Raw genomic sequence first — 12741 nt, forward strand, 5'->3', positions numbered from 1 at the left:
CTCTGCGTGTTTCGACCCCGCGCATTCTGCCACGCTCAACACCGCCCCCGGCCCGCCCGCTTCAGGGCGACTCGTGGAGCACAGCCAGCACGGCGTCGGAGCGAGTCCCGTCCCGGTTCTCCAGGTAATCGGGCAGCGTTCGCTCCGGGACGAACCCGATCCGCGCGGCCAGCCGCAGCGAGGCCCCGTTGCCGACGTCGGCGATCCACTCCAGTCTCCGCAACCCCGCCTCTCCGAGCGCCCACCGCGCGAGCCCCCGCCCAGCCGCCTCCCCCACTCCGATCCGGCGAGCCCAGGGCGCGACCCAGCAGCCGACCTCACCGTGCTCGCCCTCGACGACCAGCCCGAAGGACCCCAGCACGTCGTCGCCGCGCTCGGTCACCGCGAACACCGGTTGGTCCCCGACCCCGGCGACGAACCCCTCGGCGTCCGCCTCGGTGTAGGGCACCGGAACGGTCGTCCACCGCTGGATCTCGGGGTCCTGGCAAGCCCGGAACACCTGCCCGACATCCCCCGACCGCCAACGACGAAGCCGGTAAGGCCCCGCAGGAATCTCAACAGGAACCTCCATCACATCACCTCCCAACCCGCAACGACGGCGGCCGGTGCCGCGCACCCCCGCACTGATCCTCCCGCACGCATCCCGCCCTCGGCACCGAGGCAGTGCGGGGGTCGGGTCCGTGCGGCCGCTCGGCAGCGGGCAGTTTTAGCCATAACTGACCCGACAAAACGGGCACTGAGCACCGGTAGTTATGGCTAAAACTGCCCACGGTCACCCCAACGAGCAACGAGAGTTCTCCACAACCCCCGGGTTTCTCCACAGATTCGGAAATACCCTTGGGATGAACCACTTCCATTGCCCACTCTGGACTCATGGCCGCTTCCAACAAGGTGGCGCTCGGTGGAACTCGGGGACTGTTCACGCGCAAGGAGGCCCTCCAGCAGGGGTTCTCCGACAAGGATCTGCGCAACGGCCCCTACCGTCGAATCTTCCACGGCGTCTACCTCCTCGAATCCATACCGCTGACCCACGAACTGCTCTGCCGGGGCGCAGCGATGGTGCTGCCACCGGATGCGGTCATCACCGGCAGATCGGCGGCATCGCTGCACGGCATCGACCTGGCCAGACCGACGGACCCGGTAGAGGTCCTGACCCGCAACCACAAGCGGGTCCATGGCCTGCGGGTGTGGGACACGCGCAGGTATCACTGGGAACACCTCCCCTGGGGAGGTGTTCGGCTGGCAACGCTGGTGCGCGCAGCCTTGGACCTGCTCACCAAGAATCCGCTGACGCAGGGAGTGGCCTGCGTCGACACCCTCCTGCGCTCCGGAATGCTGTCCAAGGACGCCCTCGGTCGCTTCATGAACGGGCGCCACGACAACGGCATCCGCCGCGCGAGGCATGGATTCGAGCTCCTGGACGAACGTGCCGAGTCAGTGCCGGAATCGGTTCTCCGGGTGAAGTTCGCACTACGAGGGTTGCGCCCGGTGCCACAGCTGGAGATCCCCGGCGAGTTCGGCCAACCGCTCCGAGGCGACCTCGGGTTCCCGGAGGCCAAGGTCGTCGTGGAGTACGAAGGTCGCTGGCACGCCGACCCCGAGCAGTTCCGCCGTGACGAGCGCCGCCGCGCCTGGCTCAGGGCCAACGGCTGGCTCGTCATCGTCGTTACGGCCGAGGACCTCGCGACCTCTGCGGATCAGCTCGTCGAGACCGTGGCCCGGGCCGTGCGCGAGCGGACTCCTCGCTGAGGGCGGGAACGCGCCGGCCGTGGACAGTTTTAGGCATAATTGACCGGACAAAAGGGACATTGATCATGGGCAATTATGGCTAAAACTGTCGTGATGACCGACCCGGGTTGAGGTTTAGGTAAGGCTCACTTTAGTGTGATCGCGTGTCGCGCTACTCATCGTCGGGGTCCGTTTCCGCTGAGGGGGTCGACGTCGCGTACGGGCGGGACGTCGTCGTCCGGGCCGCGTCGGTGACGTTGCGGGCCGGGAGCGTGACGGCCCTGATCGGCCCGAACGGCAGCGGGAAGTCGACCCTGCTGCGCACGCTGGCGCGGCTGCACCCGCCGGCTTCCGGCGACATCCGCTTCGGCGACGGCGCCGAGCTGCGCGCCCTGTCGGCCAAGGACCTGGCCCGCCGGATCACCCTGCTCTCCCAGCAGCGCACCGCGCCCGGCGGCCTCAACGTCCGCGAGCTCGTGGAGTTCGGCCGCCACCCGCACCGCTCCCGCTGGAGCGGCCACGACCCGGACGGACCCGCCGCCGTCGAGCGGGCCATCGAGCTCACCGGGCTCGGCGACATCGCCGACCGCCCGGTGCAGGCGCTCTCCGGCGGGCAGGCCCAGCGGGCGTGGCTGGCCGCCTGCCTCGCGCAGGACACCGCGCTGCTGCTGCTCGACGAGCCGACGACCTTCCTCGACCTTCGCTACCAGGTCGACATCCTCGACATGGTGCGCGATCTCGCCGACGAGCACGGCGTCGGGGTCGGCGTGGTGCTGCACGACCTCGACCAGGCCGCCGCCCTGGCCGACCACGTCCTGCTGCTCGAACACGGCCGCATCAGCGCCGAAGGCACCCCCGACGACGTCCTGACCGGCGAGAACCTCACCCGCGCCTACGGCATCGAGGTCGAGGTCCACCGGGCCGACGGACGCCTCCACACACGCGCGGTCGGCCGCTTCAACGCCACCTCGCTCTAACCCTCGAGGGAGACAACCATGCGCACCAGACGTGCGTTGCTCGCCGCCGTTCTCGCCTGGGGCGCGCTGTTGACGGCCTGCGGCACCACCGAAGCACCGACCGGTCCGGCACCGGAGGCGAGCGGCCCGCCGGTCACGGTCGTCGACTCGCGCGGCGAGGAGGTCCACCTCGACCACCCGGCCCGCCGCGTCGCCGCCACGGAGTGGAACGCCGCGGAATACCTGGTCTCGCTGGGAGTCATGCCGGCCGCCGTGGCCGATGTGCAGGGCTACCGCGAGTACTCCAGCGCCGCTCCGCTCGACGCCTCGGTCGCCGACATCGGCACCCGGGGTGAGCCGAGCATCGACACCCTCGGCTCGCTGGACCTGGACCTGGTGGTCGTCACCAGCGGACTCCCCGAGGGCGCGCTCGCCCAGATCGAGTCGAAGGTCCCCGTCATCGTCGTCCCCGGCGGCAACGCGCAGGACCCGATCGGCGCCATGTTCGGCAACGTCGACCTGATCGCCCGCGCCACCGGCACCAAAACCGCCGCCGCACGCCTGAAGTCCGAGTTCGACGCCAAGATCGAGCAGGGCCGCGCGGCCGTCCAGCAGGCGGGGATGGCGGGCAGGCCGGTGGCCTTCGCCGACGGCTACGTCAACGCAGGCTCGGTCACCATCCGCCCCTACACCGGTGGTTCCCTGGTCGGCGCGGTCTTCGACCGGATCGGCCTGCCCAGCGCCTGGCGGATGCCCGGCGACCCGTCCTACGGCATGGCGCAGACCGACGTCGAGGGACTGACGCAGCTCGGCGACGTCCCGTTCTGGTACTCCGGCAGCTCCGGTGACCCGTTCGCCGAGAACCTGGCCACCAACCCGATCTGGACGAACCTGCCGTTCGTGCGGCGCGGCGAGGTCCACCGCCTCCCGGACGCGCTGTGGACCTTCGGCGGCCCGAAGTCGATGGAGCGGTTCGTCGACGCGGCCGTCGCCGCGGTCCGCGAGTGAGGCTGCCACTGGTCATCATCGGGCTCGGCGCGCTCATCGCCGCCGGCTCGCTGGTGCACCTGACGCAGGGCACCGCCGACGTCGACGTCCTGAACCCGGACGCCCAGGCCGCGGTGATCCTGCAATCCCGGCTGCCGCGCCTGCTCGCCGCCGTGCTGGTCGGAGCCGCCCTGGCGGTGGCGGGCGCGGTGCTGCAGTCGGTGTCGCGCAACATCATGGCCGCGCCGGACACGCTGGCGGTGTCGGCGGGCGCCCACCTGGCGATTGTGGCCGTCGCCGCGTTCGGCGTGTCGGTGCCGCTGCTGGGCATGGCCGGCATCGCCTTCGTCGGCGGGCTCGCCGCGGCGCTGGTGGTGCTCGGCCTGTCCGGCGGCACCGCGATGGCGCGGCTGGTGCTGGCGGGCACGGCGCTGGCGCTGGCGATGAGCTCGGTGACGCAGATGGTGCTGCTGCTGTTCTCCGAGGAGACCCAGGGCCTGTTCGCGTGGGGCGCGGGATCGTTGAGCCAGAACGGGCTCGACGGCGTCACCGCGCTCGCCCCGGTGGTGCTGTGCGCGCTGGCCGGGCTGCTGGTGCTGGCCCGCAAGCTCGATTTGATCCACCTCGGCGACGACCACGCCCGCACCCTCGGTGTCCACGTTGGACGGATCCGGCTGGGGGCGGTGGCGCTGGCGGTGCTCATGGCGGCCTCGGCGGTCACGCTGGTCGGGCCGATCGGCTTCGTCGGACTGGCGGCACCGGCGCTGGTGCGGCTCGCGGCGAACGTCGTCCCCGGCCTGCACCGGCACGCGGCGCTGATCCCGGTGTCGGCGATGACGGGCGTGGTGCTGCTGCTCGGCGCGGACGTGCTGCTGCGCGCGGTCGTCGGTGCTCAGGGCGCGCTGGAGGTCCCGGCGGGCGTGGTGACGACGCTGCTGGGCGTGCTGTTCCTGATCGCGCTCGCGCGCGGCCTCCGCGTCTCGCGCGCGGTGTCCGAACCTCCGGCAGCGGGTGCGCGAGGCTCGGTGAGCCCGGGGCGCTTCCGGCTCGTGCTGGTGTCCTCGGTGCTCGTCGCCGCACTGGTCGTGGTGGCGTCGGTGCTGCTCGGGGACCGGTTGCTGCTGCTCGGCGACGTCGTGAACTGGGCGAGCGGGCAGGCCGGTCCGATCGTGTCGAACGTGATGGGCAACCGGGTCCCGCGCGTGCTCGCGGCACTGCTCGCGGGTGCGGCGCTGGCGCTGGCCGGTGCCGCGATCCAGGCCGTGACCCGCAATCCCCTGGCGGAGCCGGGAATCCTCGGCACCTCGGGCGGCGCGGGCGTCGCCGCGGTCGCGGTGATCACGTTCGCGCCGGGCGCGGGCTTCTGGATCCAGGCGGGGGCGGCCGGCGTCGGCGCCGCGATCGCGGCGGGCTTGGTGTTCGCCGTGGCGGCGCGCGGTGGGTTCGCCGGAGAACGCCTGGTGCTCATCGGTTTCGGCGTGCAGGCGGGCACCCAGGCCCTGATCACGCTGCTCATCACGCTCACCGACCCGTGGAACGAGACCAAGGCCCTGACCTGGCTCGGCGGCTCGACCTACGGCCGCCTGCCGGAGCACCTGGTGCCGATCGCGCTGGCGCTGCTGGTGGCGATCCCGCTGCTGGCCGGTGCCCGCTCCGAGCTCGACCTGCTGTCGCTGGACGACGAGACCCCGCGCGTGCTGGGCGTTCCCGTGCCGCGAGCGCGTCTGCTCCTGCTGCTGTGCGCGGTGCTGCTGACCGGGACGGCGGTGGCGGCCGTCGGCGTGATCGCGTTCGTCGGGCTGGTCGCGCCGCACGCGGCGCGGGCCCTGGTGGGCCGCAGGCACTCCCGGTCGCTGCCGGTCGCGGCACTGCTCGGCGGTGTCCTGGTGTGCGCCGCGGACGCGATCGGCCGCAGCGCGATCGCTCCGGAGCAGCTCCCGGCGGGGCTGATCACGGCGCTCATCGGCACCCCGTACTTCCTGCACCTGCTGCGCCGCACGCGCGCGTGATCACTCCATCCCGACGCGGCCGCCGGGGATGGTGAGGGTGCCTCCGGCGAGGTCGGTGTTGCGGACGACGACGTCGGTGAAGGTGAGTTCGGGGAGCTGGAGGAATCCGAGGTCGAGGTCCGGCATCGCCAGCGATTCCGCGGTCAGCGTGGTGCGGGCCAGCGGGTGCCCGGCGACGGCGAGGGTGCCGGTGAGCTCCTGCGTGTAGAGCTCGATGGGGCCGTCGGTCACCGTCGACACGCTGCCCGGTCTGCCCGCGGTGCGCAGGATGCGGCCGTTGCCGAGGTCGCCGCGCTGGACGAGGTCGGTGATCTCCAGCCGGTCGACCGTGAAGTGCAGCGTCCGCACCCCGTCGCGCTCCTCCACGCCGCGGTAGCGCGAGCCGACGAGCTTCAGCGCGCTGCCCGTCATGGTCCACGACCTGCCGGGTCCGGGCCGCGTGTCGGAGTTCCCCGCGGGCGGAAGCGGTTTCGGCGCAGGCGCAGGCGCAGGAGCGGGGGCGGGCGCCGGAACCCCGGGAAGCGGGGCGGGCACCGGGGCGGACGGCGCCGGAAGGGGCGCGGGCTCCGGCGAGCTCGACGGCGCGGGTTCGGTCGACGTCGAGGGGGCCGGCGAGGTCGGCAGCGGCAGCAGCTCCCCGACGTCCGGCAGCAGGCCGCCGTCCTGCGCGGCGGCGCTCGGGCCGAACGACCCGAACACCACCACCGCACCGAGCACCCCCGCGAGCAGGCGGGGTGACTTCACGCATGGCCTCCCGCGTACCCCACCGGACGCGCGGAGGTGTCCTGCGCGGGTTCCCGGACCTCCTTGCGCTGACGCGCCTTCGGCGTCCACGCGAGGCCGAGCGCCGCGCCCACCACTCCGAGCAGCGTCCCGATGAGGAACGACCCGAGGTTGGCGGTCACGATCGCGGCCACCGACAGCAGCAGCGCCACGATCCCGGCCGGGATCCGGAACTCCTGGCGGGTCCAGAACGACAGCCCGCAGCACACCAGCAGCACACCGATGACCATCGCGGACACGCCGGTGAGCGTGTTCAGCGAGACGACGATGTCGCCGAACTTCAGCGAGGCGTAGGGCGGGAACAGGATCAACAGCCCCGAGGCGAGCGTGCAGAGCCCGGCCCAGAACGGGCGGGAACGCCGCCACTGGCGGAAATTCGTCTTCGCAGCCATGTCTTCACCCACCTATCAGAAGCACTCGTGACGGCCTGCGCTGGCCGTGATGTGCACCTGGTTGAGCTTCAGCGTGGACGCCGTGGTCGACCAGGCGGTTTGGCGGAGCCCGGTGATCTGGGTGCTGTCGGCCTGGATGCCGAACGTGCCCGCTCCCCCGGTCGCCCCGCTGGGTCCCTTGTCCATCGTTCCGGCGTCGCGGCCGATCTCGACGTTGTTGAGAGTGAGGTCGCCGGTGACCTCCTCGATGCCGAGCACGAGGTTGTTCGCGCTCATCCCGCCGGGCGCGGCGATCTTGACGGTGATGTCGCCGATGCCCGGCAGCTCCGGCACCACGATGGATTGGCAGAAGTTGGAGAGCTCGGCCTTGCGGAACCCGTTGACCAGCACCGGGTGCGCTTGGTCGGCGCTGCGGTCGACCGACCCGTACTGCACGACGCCTTGCGCGTCGAGCTTGTCCGCGGAGGCCTTGTAACTCGTCCCGGCCACGGCGAACGACGCCGCGATCGCACCCTGCGACAGGCCGGTGAACATGAGCACGACCCCGAAGATCCCGGCCACCAGAACCAGCCCGAACACGCGCCACCGAGTCCGGCCACCCGTCGTCTCGTCCACATTGACTCCCATCACGCGGAGTGGTCGTTGTGCCCTGGAGCACTACTCCGAATGGGCGTCAACGTAGGCCACATGTCACAGAGATCGCCGTGACAGCAGTCACAAAACGCAAAAGAATAGGAGCCCATCGCTCCGCTTCCACCACACCAACCCCACGAACACCACAAGCCACTCGCGCACAGCCCCCGCGACACCCAGCGCCAAGACACGCGAACCACGGAGAGCTGGTCCATGAGCAGGCTGGGAACGCCACCCCACCCGAGGAGCCGACGAGACGCAACAACCGCACCGTGGGGGCCTGCGGGGGCTCGGCCCCCGCAATCGAATCCGGAACGAGAAGCGGCGAGCGCTCTCCGCGAGCACTCGCCGCCCATCGAGTGGAGGTGCCGGGAATCGAACCCGGGTCCTCCGTCGCTTCACCAAGGCTTCTCCGTGCGCAGTCCGCTATGCCTCTACTCGGCTCCACCGGTCACGCGAACAAGCCGGTGTGACGAGCCCAGTCGCTGTTGGGTGTCCTGCGAGGTCCCGCGACCGAACCTCGCAGTGGAGCCTCCTAGCTGATGCCGGATTCCGGGACGGAGGCGTTCCCGGTCCGACAGAGTCGCTCCTCGCTCAGGCGGCGAGGGCGAACTCGCGCTGACTCTTGTCGGCGCTTATTTGTTTGCGGCGACGCTCACAGTGGTCTCCCGCCTGCACTGGCACGCTTCCCAAGGATCAACGTACGGAGTCGAAACCGTTCACCCCCATGTCTGTACTTCCACTCATCCGGCTTTCGAACCGGTGTCCACAAGGATAACGCGTCGGGTCCCGACGATCATTCCCATATCCCTCAACCGCCCACACCCAGCAGTTTCGCCGGTGTGTCGTGCAGCACCGCGCGCAGGAACTGCTTGCCGAGGCGCTGGTCGAAGGCCGCCCAGCCGGCGATGGCGGAGAGCTGGTCGGCGTAGGAGTACGGGATGTTCGGGTAGTCGGTGCCGAGCACGATCCGGTCCTGGTGCGCGGCGATGCGGGCGGCCCAGTCCTTGGGCAGCGGCGCGAACTTCTCGCTGAACGCGACGCCGACCATCGTGGTGTCCAGGTGGACCCGCGGGTACCGCTCCACGAGTCCCAACGCCGCGAGGTAGTCCGGCATTCCGGCGTGGGCGAGCACCGCGGTCAGGTCACGGTGCCTGCGCAGCACGCCCTCGAACACGTCCAGCCCGGTGTAAGAGCCGGGGATGGGCCCGTGCCCGCAGTGCACGACGACCGGCACGCCGGTCTCAGCGAGCAGGCCCCACGCGCGGTCCAGCAGCGGGTCGCGCGGGTCGAAACCGCCCACCTGGACGTGCATCTTGACGCACCGGGCGCCTTCGTCGAGGGCGCGGGCGAGGTAGTCGCCGACCCCGGGTTCGGGGTAGATCGTCGCGGTCGGCACCGCGTCCGGGGTGCGTTCGGCGAAGTCGCGCACCCAGTCGTTGAGCCACTCGGCCATCGCCGGTTTGTGCGCGTAGACCAGCGGGGCGTAGGCGCGCAGGCCCATCTCGCGCAGCAGCCGGACCCGGGTGGGCTCGTCGTGGCGGTAGTAGATGTCCCACCGCATCCCGTAGTGCTCGGAGGCGTTGTCGAAGTACGCCCACACCTTGTCCAGCACGTTCGGCGGCAGGAAGTGGGTGTGGATGTCGACCAGCCCCGGCAGGCCGAGCTCGTCGAGCCAGGTGGGGATTCGGTTGTCGTCACGCGGTGCCGTCAAGTCAGCGCCGGCCCTTTCGCGCGCGCCCGATGGCGCGCTGGATCTCGCGTTCCACGTCGCGCTTGGCGATGTCCTGGCGCTTGTCGTGCGCCTTCTTGCCTCGCGCGAGGGCGAGCTCGACCTTGGCCTTGCCGTCGCTGAAGTACAGCGACATGGGCACCAGGCTCAGCCCGCTCTCCTTGATCTTGCCGACGAGCCGCTCGATCTCGTGCCGGTGCAGCAGCAGCTTGCGGGACCGACGCGGCTCGTGGTTGGTCCAGGTCCCCTCGGTGTACTCGGGGATGTGGACGTTGCGCAGCCAGACCTCGCCGTCGTCGACGGTGGCGAAACCGTCGACGAGCTGCGCCTTGCCCTGGCGCAGGCTCTTGACCTCGGTGCCGGTCAGCGCGATGCCCGCCTCGTAGGTGTCGAGCACCGACCAGTCATGCCGCGCCTTGCGGTTCTGCGAGATGACCTTGCGGCCGCGTTCCTTCACCATGCGAACAACTCTAGTCCTCGTGTCACCCGTTTAAACGGAACTCGGCGGCTCCCAACCGGGGAGCCGCCGAGCACCAGGTTACAGCCGCACGTACAACCGCAGTGTGACGTAGCCGGTCACCGCCGAGATCGCGGCCGCGACCAGCAGCAGGATCGGCGAGATGAGCGCGATGTCGCCCCATTCGACCGCTGGGATGATGCCGGTGCCCAGCACCGGGCCCATGACCCTGTCGATGAACGCCGCCTTCGCGATCAGCAGGCCCGCGATCGCCAGGATCGCACCGATGAGACCGGAGACCATCGCTTCCAGGAGGAACGGCAGCTGGGTGTACCAGCGGGTCGCGCCGACCAGGCGCATGATGCCGGTCTCGGTGCGGCGGGTGAACGCCGAGAGCTGAATGGTGTTGGAGATCAGCAGCAGTGCCGCCAGCGCCTGCACCAGCGCGATCGAGAAGGTCGCGTTGCGGACGCCGTTGAGGATGTCGAAGAGCCGGTCCAGGTACTCGGCCTGGTCGACGACGCTGTCCACGCCCGGCTTGCTGGCGAACTCGGCCTGGATCTGCGGGAACCGCTCCTGGTCGGAGAGCTTCACGCGCAGCGACGCCGGCATCGCCTCGGCGCGGGCGACGTCCTTGAGCTCGGGCTGCGACTCGAAGACCTTGTTGAAGCTGGCGAACGCCTGCTCGCGGTTCTCGTACTTGACCGACTCGACGCCCTCGGCCTTGCTCAGCGCCGACTTGATCGAGGCGCAGGGCTGCTGGCTGCAGTCGGTGTCATTGGCGCTGACGTCGTCGGTCATGAACACCACGACCTCGACGCGGTCCTGGTAGGTGTCCTGCATCTTGTCGATGAGCCGGACGACGAGCAGACCGCCACCGAGCAGACCCACCGAGATGGCGGTCGTCAGGATCATCGCGATGGTCATCGTCACGTTGCGCCGAAGGCCGTTGACGACCTCGCTGAATACGAAGCTCGCACGCATCTTGGGTCAGCTTTCCTGCCGTTCGGGGGTGTGTGTCCTCGGGTGCACGGGCCGGGCGATCGCGCCGCGGATCAGCGACCGACGCCGTACACGCCACGGGCGTCGTCGCGGATGACCCGGCCGTAGCTGAGCTCCACGACGCGACGGCGCATCGAGTCGACGATGCCGTGGTCGTGCGTGGCCATCACGACGGTGGTGCCGGTGCGGTTGATCCGCTCCAGCAGCAGCATGATGTCCTGGCTGGTGTCGGGGTCCAGGTTTCCCGTCGGCTCGTCGCACAGCAGCACCAGCGGCCGGTTGACGAACGCGCGCGCGATGGCGACGCGCTGCTGCTCACCACCGGAGAGCTCGTGCGGCATCCGGTCGGCCTTGCCGTCGAGGCCCACGAGCTGCAGCACCTGCGGGACCACCCGCTGGATGTCGCCGCGGGGCTTGCCGATGACCTCCAGTGCGAACGCGACGTTCTCCGCCACGGTCTTGTTGTTCAGCAGCCGGAAGTCCTGGAAGACGCAGCCGATGCGCTGGCGCAGCCGGGGCACCCGGCGGCGCGGCAGCTTCGCCACGTTCCAGTCGGCGACGAAGACCCGCCCGCGGCTGGGCACGTCTTCGCGCAGGAGGAGCCGCATGAACGTCGACTTGCCGGAGCCCGATGGCCCGATGAGGAACACGAACTCGCCCTTGTCGATGCCCACCGAGACATCGTCGAGAGCGGGCCGGGTCGACGTCTTGTAAGACTTGGACACGTGCTCAAGGCGGATCACGGGCGGCAGTTTACCCCCGCCCGATGAGGCGACCCGCACTCACCCACAGAGGTGGTTGCACCAGTGGTGACCTGGGGTTTTGATCGACCCGCTGTGGGTCGATCAGGCCACGCTCTGCTGCTGGCGGCGCCAGCGGATGCCGGACTCCAGGAATCCGTCGATGTCGCCGTCGAGCACCGCGTCGGGATTGCCCACCTCGTGCTCGGTGCGCAGGTCCTTGACCATCTGGTACGGGTGCAGCACGTAGGAGCGCATCTGGTTGCCCCAGCTGGAGCCGCCGTCCTTGAGGGCGTCCAGCTCGGCGCGCTCCTCCTCCTTCTTGCGGGCCAGCAGCTTGGACTGGAGCACGCGCATCGCCGCGGCCTTGTTCTGCAGCTGCGACTTCTCGTTCTGGCAGGACACGACCACCCCGGTCGGGATGTGCGTGATGCGCACCGCCGAGTCGGTGGTGTTGACGCTCTGCCCGCCGGGACCGGAGGAGCGGAAGACGTCGACGCGGATGTCCTTCTCCGGGATGTCGACGTGGTCGGTCTCCTCGACGACCGGCAGCACCTCGACGCCGGCGAAGGAGGTCTGGCGGCGGCCCTGGTTGTCGAACGGCGAGATGCGCACCAGGCGGTGCGTGCCCTGCTCGACGGAGAGGGTGCCGTAGGCGTAGGGGGCGTTGACCCGGAAGGTCGCCGACTTCAGACCGGCCTCTTCGGCGTAGGAGGTGTCGTAGACCTCGGTCGAGTAGTCGTGGCGCTCGGCCCAGCGCAGGTACATGCGCATGAGCATCTCGGCGAAGTCGGCGGCGTCGACGCCACCGGCCTCGGCGCGGATGGTGACCACGGCCTCCCGCGAGTCGTACTCGCCGGAGAGCAGGGTGCGGACCTCGAGGGTTTCGAGGTCCTTGGCGAGGCGCTCGCGCTCCTCGTCGGCCTCGGCCAGACCGGAGCTGTCGCCCTCGTCCTCGCTGAGCTCGTAGAGGACCTCCAGGTCCTCGACGCGCTGGCGGAGCTCGGTGATGCGCCGCAGGTCGGCCTGGCGGTGCACGAGCCGGCTGCTGACGCGCTGGGCGTTCTCGACGTCGTCCCAGAGGTCGGGCTTGGCCGCCTCCTCCTCCAGCTCGGAGATCTCCGCGCGGAGCGCGTCGAGATCCATCACGCTCTCGATGCCTTCGAGCGTGTTGGACAGTTCCTTGAGGGAGGCCGCGACGTCGGGATTCACAGAGCTCAGGGTACTTCACGGGTGAGCGGCCGCCCACGAGGACGGCGGGTTGGCGCGAGATCGGCTTCCGCCCTCGGCTGAACGCGAACGACGGCTGCGCCGATGATCGG

General features: G+C 70.2%; 13 protein-coding genes and 1 other RNA gene. 4 read left to right on the plus strand and 10 right to left on the minus strand.

What is annotated here, in order from left to right; translation table 11 throughout:
* Nucleotides 1–61: 61 nt before the first annotated feature.
* Nucleotides 62–571 carry a GNAT family N-acetyltransferase gene (locus BM424_RS07650; RefSeq protein WP_093414940.1) on the minus strand — a complete coding sequence of 170 codons (510 nt, stop codon included), beginning with the start codon at nucleotides 569–571 and terminating at the stop codon, nucleotides 62–64.
* Between the two features lie 302 nt (nucleotides 572–873).
* On the opposite strand from BM424_RS07650, the gene BM424_RS07655 reads away from it, so the two are divergent.
* The 4 genes from BM424_RS07655 (at nucleotide 874) to BM424_RS07670 (ending at nucleotide 5680) form a co-directional block, all read left to right on the plus strand.
* Complete coding sequence (locus BM424_RS07655; RefSeq protein WP_093414941.1) at nucleotides 874–1749, plus strand: DUF559 domain-containing protein; 876 nt, start codon at nucleotides 874–876, stop codon at nucleotides 1747–1749.
* Between the two features lie 143 nt (nucleotides 1750–1892).
* Nucleotides 1893–2705, plus strand: a complete 813-nt coding sequence (locus tag BM424_RS07660; RefSeq protein WP_093414942.1) for an ABC transporter ATP-binding protein — start codon at nucleotides 1893–1895, stop codon at nucleotides 2703–2705.
* A gap of 18 nt (nucleotides 2706–2723) precedes the next feature.
* Nucleotides 2724–3692 (plus strand): ABC transporter substrate-binding protein, encoded by a 969-nt coding sequence (locus tag BM424_RS07665; RefSeq protein WP_093414943.1) that lies wholly within the window; start codon nucleotides 2724–2726, stop codon nucleotides 3690–3692.
* Nucleotides 3689–5680 (plus strand): iron ABC transporter permease, encoded by a 1992-nt coding sequence (locus BM424_RS07670; protein ID WP_245775691.1) that lies wholly within the window; start codon nucleotides 3689–3691, stop codon nucleotides 5678–5680. Before BM424_RS07665 ends, BM424_RS07670 begins: the two co-directional genes overlap by 4 nt.
* On the opposite strand, the gene BM424_RS29390 is transcribed toward BM424_RS07670, so the two are convergent.
* From BM424_RS29390 to prfB, 9 genes are all read right to left on the minus strand, one after another.
* Nucleotides 5681–6424, minus strand: coding sequence for a hypothetical protein (locus BM424_RS29390; RefSeq protein ID WP_245775692.1), 744 nt, complete (start codon nucleotides 6422–6424; stop codon nucleotides 5681–5683).
* A complete protein-coding gene (locus BM424_RS07680; protein WP_093414946.1) occupies nucleotides 6421–6855 on the minus strand; it encodes a DUF6114 domain-containing protein in 435 nt (144 codons plus the stop codon). The genes BM424_RS29390 and BM424_RS07680 overlap by 4 nt, the downstream gene beginning before the upstream one ends.
* 15 nt (nucleotides 6856–6870) lie before the next feature.
* On the minus strand, nucleotides 6871–7470 hold the full coding sequence (locus BM424_RS07685; RefSeq protein WP_245775693.1) for a DUF6230 family protein: 600 nt from the start codon (nucleotides 7468–7470) through the stop codon (nucleotides 6871–6873).
* Between the two features lie 375 nt (nucleotides 7471–7845).
* Nucleotides 7846–8215, minus strand: a transfer-messenger RNA (tmRNA) gene (gene ssrA, locus BM424_RS07690).
* A gap of 84 nt (nucleotides 8216–8299) precedes the next feature.
* On the minus strand, nucleotides 8300–9202 hold the full coding sequence (locus BM424_RS07695) for an amidohydrolase family protein (protein ID WP_093414950.1): 903 nt from the start codon (nucleotides 9200–9202) through the stop codon (nucleotides 8300–8302).
* A gap of 1 nt (nucleotide 9203) precedes the next feature.
* Nucleotides 9204–9680, minus strand: a complete 477-nt coding sequence (smpB, locus tag BM424_RS07700) for an SsrA-binding protein SmpB (protein ID WP_093414952.1) — start codon at nucleotides 9678–9680, stop codon at nucleotides 9204–9206.
* Nucleotides 9681–9758: 78 nt separating this feature from the next.
* Entirely contained in the window at nucleotides 9759–10661 is a 903-nt protein-coding gene (gene ftsX, locus BM424_RS07705; RefSeq protein ID WP_093414954.1) for a permease-like cell division protein FtsX, read from the minus strand.
* A 71-nt stretch (nucleotides 10662–10732) separates the two neighbouring features.
* The gene (gene ftsE, locus BM424_RS07710) at nucleotides 10733–11422 is read right to left on the minus strand and encodes a cell division ATP-binding protein FtsE (RefSeq protein WP_093414956.1); all 690 of its coding nucleotides are present in this window, start codon (nucleotides 11420–11422) and stop codon (nucleotides 10733–10735) included.
* Between the two features lie 102 nt (nucleotides 11423–11524).
* Nucleotides 11525–12631: a peptide chain release factor 2 gene (prfB, locus tag BM424_RS07715; protein WP_093414957.1), complete on the minus strand. Its 1107-nt coding sequence runs from the start codon at nucleotides 12629–12631 to the stop codon at nucleotides 11525–11527.
* Between the last annotated feature and the right edge of the window lie 110 nt (nucleotides 12632–12741).

The sequence above is a fragment of the Saccharopolyspora flava genome, from assembly GCF_900116135.1.
Classification (GTDB): Bacteria; Actinomycetota; Actinomycetes; order Mycobacteriales; family Pseudonocardiaceae; genus Saccharopolyspora; species Saccharopolyspora flava.

Bases quoted from the DNA above. Each gene is read 5' to 3' on its own strand.
- BM424_RS07655 (WP_093414941.1), top strand. From the start codon at position 874: ATGGCCGCTTCCAACAAGGTGGCGCTCGGTGGAACTCGGGGACTGTTC.
- BM424_RS07650 (WP_093414940.1), bottom strand. From the start codon at position 571: ATGGAGGTTCCTGTTGAGATTCCTGCGGGGCCTTACCGGCTTCGTCGT.
- BM424_RS07680 (WP_093414946.1), bottom strand. From the start codon at position 6,855: ATGGCTGCGAAGACGAATTTCCGCCAGTGGCGGCGTTCCCGCCCGTTC.
- ftsX (WP_093414954.1), bottom strand. From the start codon at position 10,661: ATGCGTGCGAGCTTCGTATTCAGCGAGGTCGTCAACGGCCTTCGGCGC.
- smpB (WP_093414952.1), bottom strand. From the start codon at position 9,680: ATGGTGAAGGAACGCGGCCGCAAGGTCATCTCGCAGAACCGCAAGGCG.
- BM424_RS07665 (WP_093414943.1), top strand. From the start codon at position 2,724: ATGCGCACCAGACGTGCGTTGCTCGCCGCCGTTCTCGCCTGGGGCGCG.